Source organism: Caulobacter mirabilis (assembly GCF_002749615.1).
In the GTDB taxonomy this organism is placed as follows: domain Bacteria; phylum Pseudomonadota; class Alphaproteobacteria; order Caulobacterales; family Caulobacteraceae; genus Caulobacter; species Caulobacter mirabilis.
In genome coordinates this window covers 858,962-877,500 of record NZ_CP024201.1, presented here as the reverse complement: position 1 = coordinate 877,500, position 18,539 = coordinate 858,962, and the positions used below count along the sequence as shown (strand labels likewise).

13 protein-coding genes are annotated in these 18,539 nt (G+C 68.7%); 6 read left to right on the top strand and 7 right to left on the bottom strand.

Features of this window, described 5'->3' with window-relative positions:
* Nucleotides 1–3: 3 nt before the first annotated feature.
* Nucleotides 4–555: a hypothetical protein gene (locus CSW64_RS04270; protein ID WP_099620939.1), complete on the top strand. Its 552-nt coding sequence runs from the start codon at nucleotides 4–6 to the stop codon at nucleotides 553–555.
* Entirely contained in the window at nucleotides 552–1,490 is a 939-nt protein-coding gene (locus CSW64_RS04265; protein WP_099620938.1) for a dimethylarginine dimethylaminohydrolase family protein, read from the top strand. The genes CSW64_RS04270 and CSW64_RS04265 overlap by 4 nt, the downstream gene beginning before the upstream one ends.
* Here CSW64_RS04265 and CSW64_RS04260 read toward each other — a convergent pair.
* The 3 genes from CSW64_RS04260 to CSW64_RS04250 are packed head-to-tail and all read right to left on the bottom strand — an operon-like array spanning nucleotide 1,487 to nucleotide 7,164.
* Nucleotides 1,487–2,872: an efflux transporter outer membrane subunit gene (locus CSW64_RS04260; RefSeq protein ID WP_099620937.1), complete on the bottom strand. Its 1,386-nt coding sequence runs from the start codon at nucleotides 2,870–2,872 to the stop codon at nucleotides 1,487–1,489. The two genes, CSW64_RS04265 and CSW64_RS04260, sit on opposite strands and share 4 nt — an antisense overlap.
* Nucleotides 2,872–6,000 (bottom strand): efflux RND transporter permease subunit, encoded by a 3,129-nt coding sequence (locus tag CSW64_RS04255; RefSeq protein WP_099620936.1) that lies wholly within the window; start codon nucleotides 5,998–6,000, stop codon nucleotides 2,872–2,874. Before CSW64_RS04255 ends, CSW64_RS04260 begins: the two co-directional genes overlap by 1 nt.
* 6 nt (nucleotides 6,001–6,006) lie before the next feature.
* Nucleotides 6,007–7,164, bottom strand: a complete 1,158-nt coding sequence (locus tag CSW64_RS04250) for an efflux RND transporter periplasmic adaptor subunit (RefSeq protein ID WP_099620935.1) — start codon at nucleotides 7,162–7,164, stop codon at nucleotides 6,007–6,009.
* A gap of 387 nt (nucleotides 7,165–7,551) precedes the next feature.
* On the opposite strand from CSW64_RS04250, the gene CSW64_RS04245 reads away from it, so the two are divergent.
* Nucleotides 7,552–8,490, top strand: coding sequence for an ABC transporter ATP-binding protein (locus tag CSW64_RS04245; protein ID WP_099624109.1), 939 nt, complete (start codon nucleotides 7,552–7,554; stop codon nucleotides 8,488–8,490).
* A complete protein-coding gene (locus CSW64_RS04240) occupies nucleotides 8,487–9,248 on the top strand; it encodes an ABC transporter permease (protein ID WP_099620934.1) in 762 nt (253 codons plus the stop codon). The genes CSW64_RS04245 and CSW64_RS04240 overlap by 4 nt, the downstream gene beginning before the upstream one ends.
* Here the strand turns inward: CSW64_RS04240 and CSW64_RS04235 are convergent.
* On the bottom strand, nucleotides 9,245–10,687 hold the full coding sequence (locus CSW64_RS04235; RefSeq protein WP_099620933.1) for a PAS domain-containing protein: 1,443 nt from the start codon (nucleotides 10,685–10,687) through the stop codon (nucleotides 9,245–9,247). The genes CSW64_RS04240 and CSW64_RS04235 overlap by 4 nt on opposite strands.
* A 218-nt stretch (nucleotides 10,688–10,905) precedes the next feature.
* Between CSW64_RS04235 and CSW64_RS04230 the strand changes: the two genes are divergently transcribed.
* Together CSW64_RS04230 and CSW64_RS04225 are read left to right on the top strand one after the other, a co-directional pair.
* Nucleotides 10,906–11,541, top strand: coding sequence for a response regulator (locus CSW64_RS04230; RefSeq protein ID WP_099620932.1), 636 nt, complete (start codon nucleotides 10,906–10,908; stop codon nucleotides 11,539–11,541).
* Between the two features lie 331 nt (nucleotides 11,542–11,872).
* Nucleotides 11,873–12,445, top strand: coding sequence for a transporter (locus tag CSW64_RS04225; RefSeq protein ID WP_172448451.1), 573 nt, complete (start codon nucleotides 11,873–11,875; stop codon nucleotides 12,443–12,445).
* 12 nt (nucleotides 12,446–12,457) lie between these two features.
* Here CSW64_RS04225 and CSW64_RS04220 read toward each other — a convergent pair whose 3' ends face one another.
* The 3 genes from CSW64_RS04220 to CSW64_RS04210 form a co-directional block, all read right to left on the bottom strand.
* Nucleotides 12,458–13,498, bottom strand: a complete 1,041-nt coding sequence (locus CSW64_RS04220) for a sulfate ABC transporter substrate-binding protein (protein WP_099620930.1) — start codon at nucleotides 13,496–13,498, stop codon at nucleotides 12,458–12,460.
* A gap of 42 nt (nucleotides 13,499–13,540) precedes the next feature.
* Nucleotides 13,541–15,055 (bottom strand): OprO/OprP family phosphate-selective porin, encoded by a 1,515-nt coding sequence (locus CSW64_RS04215; RefSeq protein ID WP_099620929.1) that lies wholly within the window; start codon nucleotides 15,053–15,055, stop codon nucleotides 13,541–13,543.
* A gap of 130 nt (nucleotides 15,056–15,185) precedes the next feature.
* On the bottom strand, nucleotides 15,186–18,527 hold the full coding sequence (locus tag CSW64_RS04210; RefSeq protein WP_099620928.1) for an autotransporter outer membrane beta-barrel domain-containing protein: 3,342 nt from the start codon (nucleotides 18,525–18,527) through the stop codon (nucleotides 15,186–15,188).
* Nucleotides 18,528–18,539 lie beyond the last annotated feature (12 nt).

The following is an 18,539-nucleotide window of genomic DNA, read 5'->3' as shown; positions in this document are numbered from 1 at the left end:
TCCGTGAGCTTCGCCGCCCTGCTCCTGCTGTCGACGCTGACCGCCTGGATCGTCGTCCTGGCGGTCGAGCGGCGAGCGCCTGGACTGCAGCGCACCCTGCGGCTCGGCCTGGCGGCGACGCTTGTGATCGCGGGAACGCTGAACCTCTGGAGACTGGGTCTGAAAGGCGTGGTCGCTTCCTGCCCCGACCCGTTCACCTGCCTGGTGCTGTCGAGGTTCGCCGATGCGATCTACCAGCTCCTCAACGCCGCCTTCCTGGCCCCGCGGTCGTTCGCGCCGCTCACCGGCTGGATCATCTTCCTGGAGATGGGCTGGCGGCTGGTCAGCCAGGCCTCCGATCCCCTCGTCCCGATCCCGATGCTCGCGAACCCGCTCGGCGACCGGCTGTTCGAGATCGGCTTGGCCGCCTGGGCCCTCTACGCCTCCGACTCCCTGCCGGCCGCGGCGCGGCTGCTGGCGCGCATCGGCGTCCGCCGACGGCGCCGCGTCGCGCCCTCCCCCGAACCCGTTTCCCGATCGACCGACGATCAACAGACCAGGAGTGACACTACGTGAGCCGGATCTGCGTGTACGACGAGTGGGGCGTCTTGGAGGAGACGGTCCTCGGGACGGCCTCATCCGTCTATTTTCCAGGCCCCCATCCGATCGAGGCCGAGAGCCGGCGCTCGCTTGGCGAGCGGCTGTTCAAGGCGACGCTTTATGGCCTGACCGGCGGCTTGCGCGTTCCGGATTTCCTGCGCCGGCGCTACGTTCGCGAACTCGACGCCTTCGCCGAGGTGCTGGACCGCCATGGCGTGAAGATCCTGCGGCCGGACGACGTCCATCCCACGCCCGACGAACCCCTGGGCCTGGGCCAGATGTTCTCGCGCGACCCGCTGATGGCGGTGGGTTCCGAGCTGATCGAGGGGCGCCTTCAGATCGGCATGCGGCGCAAGGAGAACCGCGGCCTGCACCCGCGGATCGCCGCGCTGGCGGACGAGGGCGCCGACGTGTCGACGCTGACCGATGAGGACGCCTGCCTCGAGGGCGGCGACGTCATCCTCGACTGGCCCTACGTCTACGTCGGCATCGGCAAGTATGCGAGCAATCTGGCCGGAGCGACCTGGCTGCAGCAGCGGCTCGGAAGCCGGGCCCAGGTCGTGCCGGTGCGCCTGCGCGAGGCCAGCATCCTGCATCTGGACTGCTGCATGACCCTGACCGGGCCGGGGCGCGGGATCATCCACCGCCCAGCCTTGCAGGACCCGCTGCCCGAGCCGCTGAACCGCTACGACTTCATCGACATCGACGCCGAGACGCGGCGGCAGATGGGCGGCAACATCCTGATGCTCGATCCCGAGACCATCGTCGTCCAGCGCCGCCACAGGGCCCTGGCCGAGACGCTGACGGCCCGCGGGCTGAAGGTCGTGCCCGTCGCCTTCACCGCCCACGCCGACCTGGAGGGCGCCTTCCGCTGCGCGACCGCCCCCCTGCGCCGTCGCCGGGACGGCTAGCGCACGCCGCCGCCAAGGACCCGGTAAAGCGTGACCAGGTTGTTGTAGCGGATCAGCTGGACGCCGATCAGCGCCTGGTCGGCGGCGTAGAGGGTGCGCTGGGCTTCCAGGCTGGCCAGGTAGCCGTCCAGGCCGGCGTCGTAGCGGGCGCGGGCCAGGCGGTCGGTGTCGGCCGCCGCCGTCCGGAAGTCGGTCTGGGCCTGCAGCTGGGCGTCGATCGTCCCGCGCCGGGCCAGGGCGTCGGAGACCTCGCGGAAGGCGGTCTGGACCGTCTTCTCATAGGTCGCCACGGCGCCCTCGCGCTGGGCCTTGGCCGCGCCCAGACGGGCGCCCTTGGCTCCGGTGTCGAAGATCGTCATCGCCACGGATGGGGCGAAGGTCCAGGCGCCGGCGCCGTCGAACAGCGACGACAGGGCGCTGCTGGCCACCCCGCCGTTGCCGGTCAGACTGAGGGTCGGGAAGAAGGCCGCCCGCGCCGCGCCGACATCGGCATTGGCCGACTTCAGCTGATGCTCGGCCTGGAGCACGTCCGGGCGCTGGAGCAGCACCGACGAGGACACCCCGGCCTGAACTTCGGCCAGCGGGCCCGCATCCCGCGGCAGGCCGTCCGGCAACAGGGCGTCGTCGACCGGCGCGCCGACCAGCAGCTCCAGGGCGTTGCGATCCTGGGCCACGGCGGCGGTGTAGCTCGCGACATCGGCCTCGGCCCGGCGGTAGGTGGTCTCGATCGCCCGCACGTCCAGGCGCGAGGCGACGCCGGCGGTCTTGCGGCCCTGGGTCAGGTCCATGGCGCGTTTGGCGTTGTCGCGGGTCTCCTGGGCCAGCGCCAGCAGGCTGCGGTCGGCGGCCAGGGTCAGCCACGCCGTGGCGGTCTGGCTGATCAGGCTGACGCGGGCGGCGCGGGCGCCCTCCTCGCTGGCGAAGTAGCTCTCCTGGTCGGCGCGGGTCAGGCTGCGGACACGGCCGAACAGGTCGAGCTCCCAGGCGGTGACGCCCAGGCCGGCGGTGTAGCTGCGGGTCTGGTCGACCTCGTCGCCGCCGCGGATCGTCCCGTCGATGCTGGCCCCGACGGTCGGCAGCAGGGCTGAGCGCTGGACGCGATACTGCGCCTGGGCCGCCGCCACGTTCGCCGCCGCGACGCGCAGGTCGCGGTTGTTGGCCAGGGCGCTGTCGATCACCGCCCGCAGCCGCTCGTCGACGACCACGTCGCGCCAGGCGATCTGGGTCGCCGAGGTCGCGCCATCGGCCTGGGGGCCGTAGGCGGCTCCGGTCGGGAAGGCCGGCGGGACGGCGCCCTCCGGCCGCTCGTAGCGCGGGTCCATCGAGACGCAGGCCGAGAGGACCAGCGCCGGCAGGGCGAGGATGAGCGGTCGGATACGCATCAGACGGCCTCCCCGGCGACGGCTGGCTTGCGGCGGCTGCGGAACAGGCCGCGGATCAAGACGAAGAAGAAGGGCACGTAGAAGATGGCCAGGACGGTGGCGGTCAGCATGCCGCCGATCACCCCCGTGCCGATGGCGATGCGGCTGTTCGCCCCCGCCCCCGTCGAGATGGCCAGCGGGATCACCCCGGCGATGAAGGCCAGCGAGGTCATCAGGATCGGTCGCAGGCGCAGCCTCGCCGCCTCCACCGCCGCGTCGAACGGGTCCTTGCCCTGCTTCTCGGCGGCCTCGGCGAACTCGACGATCAGGATGGCGTTCTTGGCCGACAGGCCCATGGTCGTGAGCAGGCCGACCTGGAAGTAGATGTCGTTCTCCAGGCCGCGCAGGGTCGCCGCCACGACGGCGCCGATGATCCCCAGCGGAATGACCAGCATCACCGAGAACGGGATCGACCAGCTCTCGTAGAGCGCCGCCAGGCAGAGGAAGATGACCAGCAGCGAGACGCCGTACAGCAGGGGCGCCTGACCGCTGGAGAGCTTCTCCTGGTAGGACAGGCTGCTCCAGGCGAAGTCGACGCCGCCGGGCAGCGCCTTGGTCAACCGCTCCATCGCGGCCATGGCCTGGCCGGAGCTGCCGCCGGGCGCCGCCTGCCCCTGGATTTCGAACGAGGTCCGGCCATTGAAGCGGGTCAGGTTGTCCGGCCCGGTCACCCAGTCGGTGGTGGCGAAGGCCGAGAAGGGCGTCATCGCGCCGGACGACCCGCGCACGAACCAGCGGCCCAGGTCCTCGGGCTTGGAACGGGTGTCCGCCTCGCCCTGCATGAAGACGCGCTTGACCCGGCCGCGGTCGATGAAGTCGTTAATGTAGCTCCCGCCCCAGGCGGCGCTGAGGGTGCTGTTGATGTCCGCCTGCGACAGGCCCATCGCCGCAGCCTTGGCGTTGTCGAGCGTGACATGCAGCTGCGGCGTATCCTCCAGCGAGTTGGGCCGCACGCCCTGCAGTTCGGAGTCCTGGTTGGCGGCGCCGAGCAGCTGGTTGCGGACGCCGAGCAGCTCGTCGCGGCTCATCCCCGGCGCGGCCAGCAGCTCGTAGGTGAAGCCGTTGGACTGACCCAGGCCCGAGATCGCCGGCGGGGTCAGGGCGAAGATGCTGGCGTCGCGAACGGTGGACAGGGCGCCGATGGCCCGGCCGGCGATGGCGTCGGCGCTGTTGTCCTTGCCCTTCCGCTCCTTCCAGTCCTTCAGCGAGATGAAGGCCATGCCGGCGTTCTGTCCGGCGCCGGCGAAGCTGAAGCCGGACAGGGTGAAGATGGCGTCGGTGTTGTGCTTCTCGTCCTGGAGGAAGTGCTTCTCCAGGGCCAGGTTGGCCTCGTTGGACCGCGAGATGGCGGCGCCGGTGGGCAGGGTCACCTGCACCATCACCCGCCCCTGGTCCTCGGTCGGCAGGAAGCCGGTCGGCATCCGCACGAACAGCAGGGCCAGCACCACGGCCAGCGCGCCGTAGATGACAACGAACCGGATCGGCCGGCCCATGTTCTTGGTCAGGCTGCCGACATAGAGACCGACGCCGCGGTCGAAGTTGCGGTTGAACCAGCCGAAGAAACCCTTGTCGTGGCTCTTGTGCTCGATCGGCTTGAGCAGGGTCGCGCAGAGCGCCGGCGTCAGGGTCAGAGCCACCAGCACCGACAGCGCCATGGCGGCGACGATGGTGATCGAGAACTGCCGGTAGATGACGCCGGTAGACCCGCCGAACAGCGCCATGGGCAGAAACACCGCCGACAGCACGACGGTGATGCCGAACAGGGCGCTGGTGATCTCGCCCATCGACTTCACGGTCGCCTCGAACGGCGGCAGCCCCTCCTCGGACATCACCCGCTCGACGTTCTCGACCACGACGATGGCATCGTCGACCAGCAGGCCGATGGCCAGGACCATGGCGAACAGGGTCAGGGTGTTGATCGAGTAGCCGAACAGCGCCAGCACGCCGAAGGTGCCGAGCAGCACCACCGGCACCGCGATGGCCGGGATCAGGGTGGCGCGCCAGTTCTGCAGGAACAGGAACATCACCAGGATGACGAGCACCGTCGCCTCGACCAGGGTCTTCACCACCTCCTCGATGGAGATCTTGATGAAGGCGGTGCTGTCGACGGGATAGGCGATCCTGTAGCCGGCCGGCATGTTCTCGGCCATGGCGTCGACCGTGGCCTTCACCCGCTCTGACGTCGCCAGGGCGTTGGCGCCGGGCGCCAGCTGGATCGCCATCCCCGAGGCCGGATGGCCGTTCAGGCGGCTGATGAAGCCGTAGCTCTCGTCGCCCAGCTCGACGCGGGCGACGTCCTTGAGCTTGACCTGCGAACCGTCGGGACGGGTCTTGAGCAGGATCTCGCGAAACTCGTCCGGCGTCTGCAGACGGGACTGGGCGGTCACCGTGGCGACCAGCTGCTGGTTCGGCGGCGCGGGCAGGCTGCCCAGGGTGCCGGCCGACACCTGGGTGTTCTGGGCCCGCACGGCGTTGGCCACGTCCGACGGGATCAGCCCGACCGCGGCCAGCTTCGACGGATCGAGCCAGATACGCATCGCGTACTGCGAGCCGAAGGTCTGGTAGGAGCCGACGCCCTCCACCCGGCTGAGCGGATCCTGGAGGTTGGTGACCATGTAGTCGGCGATGTCGGCCGCGGTTCGCTTGTCGCTCTCGTCGTAGAGGGCCACCAGCATCAGGAAGTCGCTGTTGGCCTTGCTGACCGTCACCCCCTGTTGCTGGACCTCGGTCGGCAGACGGCTGGTGGCCTGGGCGACCTTGTTCTGGACCTGCACCTGCGCGGTGTCGGGGTCCGTCCCCGCCCGGAAGGTGGCGGTGATCGAGGCCCGCCCGGAGGAGCTGGACGAGGAGCTGAAGTAAAGCAGCCCGTCCAGGCCGGTGAGCTGCTGTTCCAGCACCTGGGTCACGCTGTTCTCGAGCGCCTGGGCGGAAGCGCCGGGATAGTTGGCGCTGATGTTGACGCTGGGCGGCGCGACATCCGGGTACTGCGCGACCGGCAGGGTGCGGATGGCCACGATGCCGGCCAGCATGATGACGATGGCGACGACCCAGGCGAAGATCGGCCGTTCGATGAAGAAGCGCGCGAACATGCCGGATCAGCCCTTCTTGCCGGCCGGAGCGCCGGCCGGAGCGGCGGGCGGCGAACCTGCGGCGACGGGCTTCACCGTCGCGCCGGGCTTGGCCTTGGCCGTGCCCTCGACGATCAGGCGGTCGCCGGCCTTCAGGCCGCTGGCGACCAGCCACTTGTCGCCGACGACGCGGTCGACCACGACCGTGCGGGTCTCGACCTTGTTTCCGGCCCCGACGACCAGGGCCGTGGCCCCGCCCTTCGGGTCGCGGGCGATGCCCTGCTGGGGCGCCAGGATGGCGTTGGGGGCCTCGGCCTGGGAGATGAAGGCGCGGACGAACATGCCCGGCAGCAGCACCCCGCTCGCATTCGGGAAGGCGGCCCGCAGCGTCACCGTGCCGGTGTTGGGGTCGACGGTGACCTCGGTGAACTGCAGCACGCCCGTCGCCGGGTAGTCGCTGCCGTCCTCAAGCTTCAGCCGCACCGGGGCGCTGTTGGGCATCACCCCGCCGGACGCCAGCCGCGAGCGGAGCTTCAGCAGGTCGGCTGCCGACTGGCTGAGATCGACATAGATCGGGTCCATGCGCTGGATCGAGGCCAGAGGATCGGCCTGGCTGGCGGTGACCAGCGCCCCGACGGTGAAGTTAGACTTGCCGATCCGGCCGCTGATCGGGGCGTTCACCCGCGTGTAGCCGAGGTTGATCTGGGCGGTCTGCACCGCGGCGCGCTGGAGGGCGACGTTGGCCGTCGCCTGCTTGTAGGCGGCGGTGGCGTCGTCGGCGTCCTGCTTGGAGACCGCCTCCATGCCGACTAGGCCGGCGTAGCGGTCGGCCTTGGCCTTGGCGGCGGCGACCGCCGCTTCGGCGTTGGCCAGCGAGGCGCGGGCCTGCGCGAGCGAGGCCTGATAGGGCGCGGGATCGATCTGGTAGAGCGGCTGTCCGGCGCGGACCTCGCCGCCCTCCTTGAACAGCAGCGACTTGATGATGCCCGAGACCTGCGGCCGCACCTCCGAGGACTGATAGGCCACCGTACGCCCCTGCAGCTCGGTCTCGAGCGGCACCGACTGGGCGGCCAGCGTCACCACCCCCACCTCGACCGGCCCCATGTTCATCTGAGGCTTCTTCTGGCCGCAGCCCGACGCCAATACGGCGGTCGCGACCAGGACGGCGGCGGCGGGGATTTTCATGGGCGCACCGGTTCAGTGGATGGAATGGGGGGTGTCGGCGGGGATGGTGGCGCGGCAAAGGCCGCCAGATTTCCCGCGGGAAACCTGAACGCTACAACGTCGACCCAATCGGCCGTCGTCGCAGGGGTCGTTGAAACAGGCCGCATCCCAGCCGCTGTCCGTGTTTCTTCATTCGGCAGGTTGCGCCCCCGGAGACCGGACCTCAATCATGGTGATTACCCATAGCCGGGAGAACGCGCCCGCCGGGGACCGGCCGGAACTCCCGATTTCAGGCGCGTATCATCAGCCCTTGCGACGCCCTTGTTTCGCCGCAAACTGTTCCCCACCTGTACCCTTCTGACGGTCGGGAGAGTCGGACAGACCGCCGCCGTCCGCGACGCATCTAGCCTGGGGAAAAGCGTGCAACCCATCATATCCGTGAAGGGTCTGGCCAAGACCTATGCCGGAGGATTCCAGGCGCTGAAGAGCGTCGACCTCGACATCCGGGACGGCGAGATCTTCGCCCTGCTCGGACCCAACGGCGCCGGCAAGACCACCCTGATCAGCATCATCTGCGGCATCGTCAATCCGAGCGTCGGCACGGTGCTGGCCGACGGCCACGACATCATCAAGGACTATCGCGCCGCCCGGAGGGCGATCGGGTTGGTGCCGCAGGAGCTCAACACCGACGCCTTCGAGACGGTCTGGGCGACGGTCAGCTTCAGCCGCGGCCTGTTCGGCAAGCCGCGCAACGACGCCTACATCGAGAAGATCCTTCGCGACCTCAGCCTCTGGGACAAGAAGGACAACAAGATCATGGCCCTCTCGGGCGGCATGAAACGCCGGGTGATGATCGCCAAGGCGCTGAGCCACGAGCCCAAGATCCTGTTCCTCGACGAGCCGACCGCCGGCGTCGACGTCGAGCTGCGCCGCGACATGTGGGAGATGGTCCGGGGCCTGAGGGCCAACGGCGTGACCATCATCCTGACCACCCACTACATCGAGGAGGCCGAGGAGATGGCCGACCGGATCGGGGTGATCAACAAGGGCGAGATCGTGCTGGTCGAGGACAAGGACGTCCTCATGCGCAAGCTCGGCAAGAAACAGCTGACCCTGCACCTGCAGACGCCCCTGGCGGCGCTTCCGACGGCCCTGGCCGGCGAGTCGCTGGAGCTGTCCGCCGACGGCGCCGAGCTGACCTACACCTTCGACACCCAGGCCGAGGACACCGGCATCGCCGCCCTCCTCCGCCGCCTGAACGAGCTGGGCGTCGACTTCAAGGACCTCCGCACGGAGGAGAGCTCGCTCGAGGAAATCTTCGTCAGCCTGGTGAGGTCGGGGTCATGAACCTGTACGGCGTGAAGGCCATCTACCGCTTCGAACTGGCCCGCTGGTTCCGCACCCTTCTGCAGAGCGTGCTGTCGCCGGTGATCTCCACCTCGCTCTATTTCGTGGTGTTCGGGTCGGCGATCGGATCGCGCATGGCCTCGATCGACGGGGTCAGCTACGGCGCCTTCATCGTGCCCGGGCTGATCATGCTGTCGCTGCTGACGGAGAGCATCTCGAACGCATCGTTCGGCATCTACATGCCCAAGTGGTCCGGCACGATCTACGAACTGCTCTCGGCCCCGGTGTCCTGGGTCGAGACGGTGATCGGCTACGTCGGGGCGGCGGCGACCAAGTCGGTGCTGCTCGGCCTCATCATCCTGGCCACGGCCCGCCTGTTCGTGCCGTTCGAGATCCAGCACCCCTTCTGGATGCTGGGCTTCCTGGTGCTAACCGCGATCACCTTCAGCCTGTTCGGCTTCATCATCGGGGTCTGGGCGGACGGTTTCGAGAAGCTGCAGATCGTGCCGATGCTGATCGTCACGCCGCTGACCTTCCTGGGCGGCAGCTTCTATTCGATCAGCATGCTGCCGCCGATCTGGCAGAAGATCACCCTGTTCAATCCGGTGGTCTATCTGGTCAGCGGCTTCCGCTGGAGCTTCTACGGCGTGTCGGACGTCAACGTCGGGGTCAGCCTGGCCGCCACGGCGGGCTTCCTGGCCCTGTGCCTGGGCGTCATCTGGTGGATCTTCCGGACCGGCTACCGGCTGAAGGTCTAGGGCCGGGCCTCGCTCTGCAGGGGGATGAAGGCGCGAACCTTCGTCCCCACCAGCAGCGGCGTCAGGGTCAGGCGGCCGCCCAGCTGGGCCAGCCGGGCTCGCATGCCGGTGATGCCGACTCCGGGCGTGGCGTCCTCGATGCCGACCCCGTCGTCCTCGACCTCGATGATCACGGCGTCCTTGCGCGCGATCAGTTCGACCCGGACCCGGTGGGCGTCCGCATGCCGGAAGACGTTCATCAACGCCTCCTGGGTGACCCGGAACAGCGCCACCTCGACCTCCTCCGGCAGGTGGCACAACCGGCCCGGCAAACGCAGGTCGATGTCCATGGTCGTCCGCCGTCCGAATCCCTCGACGAAGCGCCGCAGGGTGTCGATCAGGCCGCGCCGCTTCAGCAGCGGCGGATGCAGCAAATAGGAGAAGGCCCGGATCTCGCGCTGGGCGGCGCCCAGGGACGCCCGAAGTTCGCCGAAGATACGCGCTTCGCTGTCGCTCAGGGTCGGCAGCCGGCGCTGCAGCGCCCCCAGACCCAGGTCGATGGCCACGAGATGCTGTGCGGTGGAGTCGTGAAGCTCGCGCCCGACCCGGCGGCGCTCCGACTCGGCGGCGTCGAGCAGGGCCCGGCCGGCGGCGTCCAGCGCCTCGGCCATGGTCTTGCGATCGGTGACATCGGTGGCGACGCCGAGGATCCGGCGCACCCGGCCGCCGCGGTCACGGGCGAGGACGCGCGTCCTGACCTCCAGCCAGCGCCATTCGCCGTCGTCGCGCGGCAGGCGGAAGGCCGCGACCTCCACCGCCCAATCGTCCAGGTCCTTCAGCGCCTGGAAATGGCCTTCCAGAGCGGCGCGGTCGTCGGGATGCACCATCTCGCGCAGGTCCTGCATCACGAAATGCTCGCCTCGGCGACGGCCCAGCAGCTCGGACAGCTGGCGGGCGACATACAGCGACCGCTCCTTGATCACGTCGTAGATGTAGATCAGACCTTCGTTGACGCGGGACAGCCGGTCGAAGGCCAGGCTGTGTCCCCGCTCGCCGGGCAGGCGCGAGGTTCGCCGCCGTTCCGCGTCGAGCAGGATCAGGCGGCCCTCGGCGATCTCGTGGAGCGGCGTCAGGATCACCCGCTGGGGATCTCCGCCGGCCGCGGCGAGCGTCGTCTCGACACGCACCGTCTCGCCGCCGCGACCGGCGCACAGCGCCCCTTCCAGCAGCACGCCGGCGACATCGGAGGGCAGAACCTTGGACAGCGGCCGGTTCTCGATCTCGGCCTTGGCCAGCCGGGTCATGCGGACGAAGGTCTGGTTGGCGTCGACGAAACGGACATCCGCCCCGCGGACGACGAGCAACGCCAAGGGGAAGCCCAGGGCGTCGAAGACCGCCGGGTAGTCAAATTCGTCCCGCGCAGGCAACCAAGAGACGATGGTCGCCGTTTCCCCAGCCATATCAGTCTCCCGTCCGGTAGAGAAACTATGGAACTATGAACCAGGTTCCCGACTACATTCGAGACTCGCCGGAGCAGGATGGTGGCGTGAGACGGAGAAGACGAAAAGCCCCGGCAAGGTACGTCCGCGAATAAAAACTATCGTTTCCGCAATCTCCCGCGCGCAGAGGATTACTCGGACGGAGCGGGATACACGGTCTTCGACAGAGGGACGCCACAATGCTTCGAATACTGATCGCCGATGATCATGACGTCGTACGTCGTGGCGTGCGGGACGTCCTGGAGAGCCAGCCCGGTTGGGAAGTCTGCGCCGAGGCCTCTGACGGGCGTCAGGCTGTGGAGCTGGCGATGCGCGAGCGACCGGACATCGCGGTGCTGGACGTCTCGCTGCCGATGCTCAACGGGATCGGCGTGACCCGCCAGCTGCGCCAGGCGCTGCCGCGCACCGAAGTCCTGCTGTTCACCATGCATGACGACGACGAGACGGTCAGCGGCGGCCTGGCGGCCGGCGCGCGAGGCTACATTCTGAAGAGCGAAAGCGGCGCGCAGCTGGTCAACGCCGTCTCGGCCCTGTCCGTGCATCGCCCCTACTTCTCGGACTGCGTCTCGGAGATCCTGCTCGACGCCGCGCTGCATGATCGCCGCAAGTCCCGCCTGGAGAGCTTCACGCCGCGGGAGCTGGAGGTCGCCCAGTTGATCGCCGAGGGTTGCGGCAACAAGCAGATCGCCCGGAACCTGGGCATCAGCGTGAAGACGGTCGAAAGCCACCGCGCCGCCGCGATGCGCAAGGCCGGCGTGCGGACGGCGACCGAGTTCGTCCGCTTCGCCATCAAGCACAACCTCATCCAGGCCTGACCGGTCGGCCGCCGCGGGACGGGCCTCGACCGGAGCGGGTCTCCGGCATCGACCCGATACCTTTAGGCGAGACGATCTGAGACCGTGGTCTTGTCGAAGCGCCCACGGTCCGCCTTCCCCCCGAGGCGGCCCTGTCGGCCCGAGGGACCGTGGACGTGCGGGACCGTTTCGCGCCGGGCTGGATCCCTCCGACGGCGACGAGGCGGTCCCGCCCGATTTCGTCGTCGGAGCCGCCATGATCCCCGGCCGCGCCAATCCGTCGCTCCCCCTCGATGCAACACAGTCGCGCGCCCGGCGTTGGACGCATATGGACGCGTGGCAAAGGGGACTGGTGCTGTTCGCGTGCGCCGCCGCAGGGGCGACCGGCGCGCAAGCCCAGACGACTCTGTCCCCATCGCCCGCCGCCTCCCCTTCCCGCCCGCTTCAGTTCAGCTTCCCCAAGAACACGGCCGCCAAGCCGCCCTTGCAACTCGCGCCCGGCGCCAGCTGGGACCGCCCCGCGCTCGCGCCCGAAAGCCACAAGCCGCTGGGCGTGGCCTGGAGCGGATCGACCACGGACTGGGACATCTCCGCGGCCGTCACCTTCGTCGAGGAAACCCGCCTGAACGCCGCCGATTTCCAGACTGGCGGCCTGTTCGAGACCGAGGCGGCGATCGTCCGGCGGTTCGGCGACTTCAGGGTCGGCGCGGTCGGCTACTCGGCCCGGTCCGCCGGCGAGACCGTCGGGCGCGGACCGATGCTCGGCCAGGCGCGCTGGCGGGGCAGCGCCGCGGGGCCGGTGGTCGGCTACGACGCCACGATCGCCGGCAAGCCCGCGACGATGTCGTTGCGCTGGTATCGTGAGATCGGCACCCCCGGCGAGAACGGCGACACCGTGTCCGCCGCCCTCGCCTTCCGGTTCTAGGTCCCCGCGACCTCAGCCCGGCCGGTAGATCTTGTCGAACACGCCGCCGTCGGCGAAGTGCGTCTTCTGGGCCTTGGCCCAGCCGCCGAAGGTGTCGTCGATCGTGACCAGCGGAATGGTCTTGAACTTGGCCGCGTACTTCGCCGCCGCCTGCGGGTTGCGCGGGCGGTAGTGGTGCTTGCCGACCAGGTCCTGGGCGAGCGGGCTGTAGAGGAAGTTCAGATAGCCCTCGGCCACCGTGCGGGTCTTCTTGCGATCCACCACCTTGTCGACCAGGGCGACCGGCGGCTCGGCCAGGATCGACAGCGATGGATAGACGATATCGAACTTGGGCCCGAACTCCTCGTTGGACAGGTAGGCCTCGTTCTCCCAGGCCAGCAGCACGTCGCCGAGGCCGCGCTGGGCGAAGGTCGTGGTCGAGCCGCGGGCGCCGGTGTCGAGCACCGGAACGTGCTTGAACAGTTCCTGGACGAAGGCCTGCGCCTTGGCCGGGTTGCCGCCCGGCTGCTTCAGCGCCCAGGCCCAGGCCGCCAGGTAGTTCCAGCGCGCCCCGCCCGAGGTCTTGGGATTGGGCGTGATGACATCGATGCCCGGTTTGATGAGGTCGCCCCAGTCCTTGATCTTCCAGGGGTTCCCCTTGCGGACCAGGAACACGATGGTCGAGGTGTAGGGGGTGGAGTTCTGCGGCAGGCGCGACTGCCAGTTGGCGGGCAGCAGCTTGGCCTTCTGGGCGATCTCGTCGATGTCGTAGGCCAGCGCCAGGGTCACCACGTCAGCCTGCAGGCCGTCGATCACCGACCGGGCCTGCTTGCCCGAGCCGCCATGGCTCTGCTGGATGGTCAGCGTCTGGCCGGTCTTGTCCTTCCAGTACTTGGCGTAGGCCGCGTTGATGTCCTTGTAGAGCTCGCGGGTCGGGTCGTAGCTGACGTTGAGCAGGGTCAGCGGCTTGGCCTGAGCCTGAGCCGCGCCGCCCGCCGCCAGGGCGGCGGGAGCGGCCAGCGCCGCGGCGCCGAGCACGCCGCGACGAGAGAGGTTGCGAAGGTCGTTCGTCATGTCTGGTTTCTCCAGGCGCGGCGGCCCTGGCCGCCTAACGCGTCAGAAGGCGTATTGGGTGCGGAAGGAGTAGATGTTGAGATCCTGGCCGACCTGAGCGCCGAGCGCCGGCGTGGCGGCGATGGTCCCGAACGCGCTCCCGCCGGGCGAGAGGCGGTCGACCGAGACGTTGCGATAGGCGGCCTGCAGCGTCACGGCGTTGTTCAGGTACCAGTTGAGGCCGATCGACAGGATGTCCTGCTCGCCGCCCTGGATGGCGCCCAAGGCGCCGGCGCGGTAGTCGCCCCAGTTCAGGTCGATGGTGGAGTAGCGGACGCCCAGCTCCCAGACGCCCCAGTCCCCGGTCTTCAGGTTGAACGGCTTCTCCACGCGCGGGCCGTCAAAGCCGCCGTTGGCGTTGTAGCGGCGCGACTGGCCGGTCAGGATCCAGCCGCCCTGGACATACCAGCCCGAGAAGCGCGGATCCTCGAGCGTGCTGGCGCGGCGCTCCAGCTCGATCGTGAAGTACTCGGCCTGCAGGTAGAGGTTCTTGTGCTGGGCGCCGAACTCGAGACCCAGGGCCGTCAGGCCGTCGGCGTCGATGTTGCCGGTATCGATCAGGCGCACGCCGTCGACGCGCAGCTCCGGACGATCGCGGAGCCGGATCGGGGTCGGAGCGCCGCCTGGAACGTCCGGACCGTTGGCCGCCGGCGACAGGATGAGGTTCGCGTTCACGCCCCAGTGGATCAGGGTGTTCTCGCGCTTGTAGGGCACGAAGGTCGCGCGGCCGACGAAACCGACCTGTTCGTCATAGGTGGACGTCCCGATCAGATTGCCGGTGATCGCGGCGCTGGCGGTCCAGCGTTCGCCGGCGGTCAGCAGCGCCACGCCGGTGCGGCCGTCCCCGCCGGCCAGGCCGCGGACGGTTTCCGCGATCGAGGCCCGCTCGGCGAAGAGGGAACTGGCGTTGGAGGCCGCGTCTTCCAAGCTGGTGACCGGCGGGAAGGCGCCGACGCGCAGCTTGGCCCAGCCCAGGCCGTTGTACTGCAGCCAGGCGGCGCTGATCTTACCGCCCTCTTCGACGCCCGAACCGCCGAAGTCGTAGAGGAAGTTGTACTCGAAATCGCCGAAGGCCTTGCCCTCGATGCCCAGGCGGACACGGCGGAAGTTGGCGCCGTCGGACAGGTCGCGAGCGTGGTCGTTTTCAGTGGCGTCGCCGAACGAGCCGCGGCGGAAGTCGGTGGCCAGCGGGCCGGCGGAATCCTGGTCGTAGTAGGCGGCGTCCAGCTGGAGCACGCCGCGGAAGCTGGCGGTGAACTGGCCGTCGCCGCTGGCGATGGTCGGGCGGCCGTTCGCAAGGCTGACCGTGGTCGCCTGCTGGGTCGACCGCACCTGCTGGACGCTGGCGGCCGTCGAGGCCTTCAGGTCGGCGAGTTGCCCCTGGAGCTCCGCCAGCGCGGCCTCCAGCCGGGCGATCCGCTCCTCCGCGGATTCCTGAGCGTGAGCGGTCCCGCCGATGCAGAGAGTCGCGACACCCGCCAGCAGCGCGGCGCGGAGCGTGGGTTTGTGGCCGGTCATTGTATCCCCTCAGTCCGTCGCCTTTGGGACCGGCGACGTAACGATGTTCAAGAAAGCTCTGAACACCTATCGGAGCAATAGAGATTAACTCCGTACGCGTTCAGCGTTCCTGAGGGGTGGCCGCTAATGGTTAAAACATTACGCGGCCGGCCAGCTGCAGATTGTAGCGGTCCTCGCCGTCGGCGGACTCGTACTCGCCTTCAAGGGCCACGTAGGACATCGCCGTACCCGCCTTGAGCGACAGGCCGATGACAACGGCGCCGTCGCCGGGCTCGGTCGCCACCAGGGTCACCGGCTGGCCGCCGACGAAGCGGAAGACGGTGTCGCCGACTTCGCCGGCCAGATGCTGACGGTAGCCGACGCGCACTTCCGGACGCCACCAAAGGTCGCGCCCGAAGGTCGCGCCGAAGGCCAGCTCGGCCATGGCCGAGAGGCGGCTGCTGGTGCGCTCGTCGACCTCCAGCTTGATGGCGTTGCTCTTGCCGCCTTCCTTGCGCTCCCCTTCCCGCAGGTAGAGGTAGTCGAGGCTGACGGTCGGACGCATGTAGAAGCGGCCGATCTCTTGCTCGTAGGAAGCGCTCAGGCTGGCCACGCCCGTGAAGCCGTTCCAGTCGGCGCTGGCGCGCTCGATCAGGTTGGTTTTCGGGTCGATGAAGACGCGGTCGCCGCTCAGCCAAGCGTAGCCGCCGGCGCCGCGCGCGTTGATCGTGAACTTGCCGATCGAGCGACGCCAGTAGATGCCGGCCTCGAGCAGCGAGATGTTGGTCTGCTCGCCGACCTGGGCGACGTCGTCCTTTTCCTCGGCGTTGACGAACGCCAGCGTGGCGCCCAGCGCGCCGCCGTCGGCGCCCATGGCCTCGTAACCGCCGACGAAGCCGAACGCCTTCGTGTCGGAACCGATCGTGACGCCGGTCTCGCGCATGACCTGGACGTTCACTTCCTGGATCCAGAAGCTGTCGGGGCCGTAGCGCTGCTTCAGGTCCGGCCGGGTCGCGGTCAGACGCGACACCGTGCGGGTGAGCATGTCGAGCGACGAGAACAGCCCCTCGCCCTGGTCGGGCAGCATCTGATCGTAGAGCTTGAGGAAGTCCTCGCGGGTCTCGGCGCCCAGGAAGGCGTCGCGAACCTTGTTGTCCTTGCCCAGCGCCGCATAGACCGCGTCCAGGGCCGCCGACTGGTTGACCGTCAGGCTCATTTCCGACGAGGTGCGGCGGCGCAGTTCGATGTTGACCTCGCCGGCGCTCGTATTGGCCGTCGCCTTGGCCACGAACAGGTAGGGCGAGTTGCCCAGAAGCGACTGGTCGATGTTCCCCGCGGTCAGACCGCCTGGAGCGGTCTTGATCACGGTATAGGTCTGCGGTCCCGAGATCAGGTCCGTGACGGTAAGGCCCAGCTTGGCGCCGTCCGCGATGCTGGCGGAGGTGACGTTGAAGCGGGTGTTGGCGTTGGTGGTCGGGTCGACGGTGAAGATCACCGAGGCGCCGGCCCCGATGTTGACCGCCGTGCCGTTGATCACCTCGGCGTTGGTGATCGTCAGCTTGCCCTTGTTGACGTTCACCGTCAGGCCGTCGGCCGAGTTGCGGATCGCTCCGATGGCCTCGGCGCCCGTCGTCGTCGTGCCGACATTGTAGACGTCGTTGCCGGCGCCGAAGTCGATGTCGCCCTTGTAGGTGCCGTTCTCGAGATCGAAGGTGTCGTTGAAGGCGCTGAACTTGATGTTGCCGACCATGGCGGGTTCGTCGGCGTCGTCGACACCGTCGCCATCCGCGTCCGGATCCTTGGTCGTGTTGTCCAGATCGTCGTCGCCGTCGTTGACGCCGTACTGGCGGACACGAACACCCTGCTTGGCCGCCGCGACATCGATCGCGATGGCCTTGCCCGTCACCGTTTCATTGCTCGGATCGTTGTCGGCGTCGTCCTTGTCGTCGGCGTCGTCCGTCGGGTTGATCACGGCGGTGATCTTGCCCGTGTTCTGGACGAAGGAGAGGTTGCCTTCCTGATCGCGGATGGCGACGGCGTCGCCCTTCTCGCCGTTGACGATCGCGCCGATGATGCCCGAGTTGTAGACCGAGTTCGTGACCGCGCCCTTGCCGATCAGGAGGGCGGTCGCGCCCTTCGAGGACTCGTCGGCCAGGCTCTTGGACGTCGCGGTGACGGCCGCGAGCAGATTCCCCTCAAGGTCGATGCGGTCAGCGATCGCGCCCTGCGAGAGATAGATGCCCTTGGCTTCGCCGTTGAAGCTGGCCGCGGTGATCGAACCCTGGACCCGGATCCCGCCCTTGATGTCGGTGGTGAACGCCGACGTCGGAGTCGTGCCGATCTGGACGCCGGTCGCGTCGACATCGTCGTAGACGCCGTTGGCGACGATCGACCCGCGGATCACCAGGCCGCGCTGGTCGGCTCCGGTTCCGACGGGATTGATGGTGATCGACTGCGTGTCCGACCCGATCAGCAGCGCCGGCGCGCCGCCGTTCTGGACGATGCTCGCCGTGCCCTCGAGGGAGTCGTCGATGCCGTCGTTGTCGAGGTCCTTGTCCTCGGTGTCCTTCTTGCCGTCGTTGTCGTCGTCGTCATCCTTGTCGTTCGGGATGCCGTCGCCGTCATAGTCGACGCCCGCCACGGGGGGCCGGTCCAGGAGAATGCCGCCGCCCACGTTGCCGGCGATCCGAACCGCGGGACCGCCCTGCAGCTTGTCGTCGGCGTCGAGCTTGTCGCGCACCGCCTTGTCGGCGGGGCGGCTGGTGTAGCGATAGCCGGTCGAGGCGATCGAGCCCTGAATGATAAGCTTGCCGCCGACGTCGCCGTCGATGGCGGCGCCGGTGGCGTTCTCACCCAGCGCGCCGATGGCGCCGCGCAGGTCCACGTTCCCCGACACGTCGCCCAGCACCTGGACGCCCCGTGCGTTGTCGCCCGTGACGCTGATCGAGCCGCGGTTGATCAGATTGCCGGTGAGGTTGCTCTCGACGCTGATGCCCGCCGAGTTGTTGCCCTCGATGGTGATGCCGCCGCCGGTATCGTTGATGATGTCGCCGGTGACCGTGCCGCCGGGCATGACGCGGATGCCGTAGCGCCCCGCCCCGGTGGCGAACTTGCCGTCGAGGTCGCCGTCGTTGTCGGTGTCCTTGGCCTCGTAGGTCTCGTCGAGACGGATCACGCCCTTGTTGGTCACCGTCGTCGTGACGCCGGCGTTCACCTGGATGCCGGTCGAGTTGTTCACGTCCGAAGTCGAGATCTCGCCTTCGTTGACGACCTTGTGGTTGCTGTTGACCGTGACCGCCGGGCCCGAGGCCGTCGGCTTCACCTTGCCGGCGCTGGCGATCTTGATGTCGTCGGCCGCGCCGCCGGTTCCGATCGAGCCGGTCGCCACGCCCGAGGTGCGGGTATCCGAAATGGTCGTCTCGGCCAAGGCCGCGCCGGCGAAGAGCAGCATCGGTGCAGCGGCGGCGGTTGCGACCAGTCGCTTGCGGAACATGAACAGAAAACC

Excerpts from the sequence above, each read along its gene's own strand:
- CSW64_RS04215 (WP_099620929.1), bottom strand. The coding sequence starts at position 15,055 with ATGACCGGCCACAAACCCACGCTCCGCGCCGCGCTGCTGGCGGGTGTC.
- CSW64_RS04230 (WP_099620932.1), top strand. The coding sequence starts at position 10,906 with ATGCTTCGAATACTGATCGCCGATGATCATGACGTCGTACGTCGTGGC.
- CSW64_RS04210 (WP_099620928.1), bottom strand. The coding sequence starts at position 18,527 with ATGTTCCGCAAGCGACTGGTCGCAACCGCCGCCGCTGCACCGATGCTG.
- CSW64_RS04235 (WP_099620933.1), bottom strand. The coding sequence starts at position 10,687 with ATGGCTGGGGAAACGGCGACCATCGTCTCTTGGTTGCCTGCGCGGGAC.
- CSW64_RS04240 (WP_099620934.1), top strand. The coding sequence starts at position 8,487 with ATGAACCTGTACGGCGTGAAGGCCATCTACCGCTTCGAACTGGCCCGC.
- CSW64_RS04250 (WP_099620935.1), bottom strand. The coding sequence starts at position 7,164 with ATGAAAATCCCCGCCGCCGCCGTCCTGGTCGCGACCGCCGTATTGGCG.
- CSW64_RS04255 (WP_099620936.1), bottom strand. The coding sequence starts at position 6,000 with ATGTTCGCGCGCTTCTTCATCGAACGGCCGATCTTCGCCTGGGTCGTC.
- CSW64_RS04220 (WP_099620930.1), bottom strand. The coding sequence starts at position 13,498 with ATGACGAACGACCTTCGCAACCTCTCTCGTCGCGGCGTGCTCGGCGCC.
- CSW64_RS04260 (WP_099620937.1), bottom strand. The coding sequence starts at position 2,872 with ATGCGTATCCGACCGCTCATCCTCGCCCTGCCGGCGCTGGTCCTCTCG.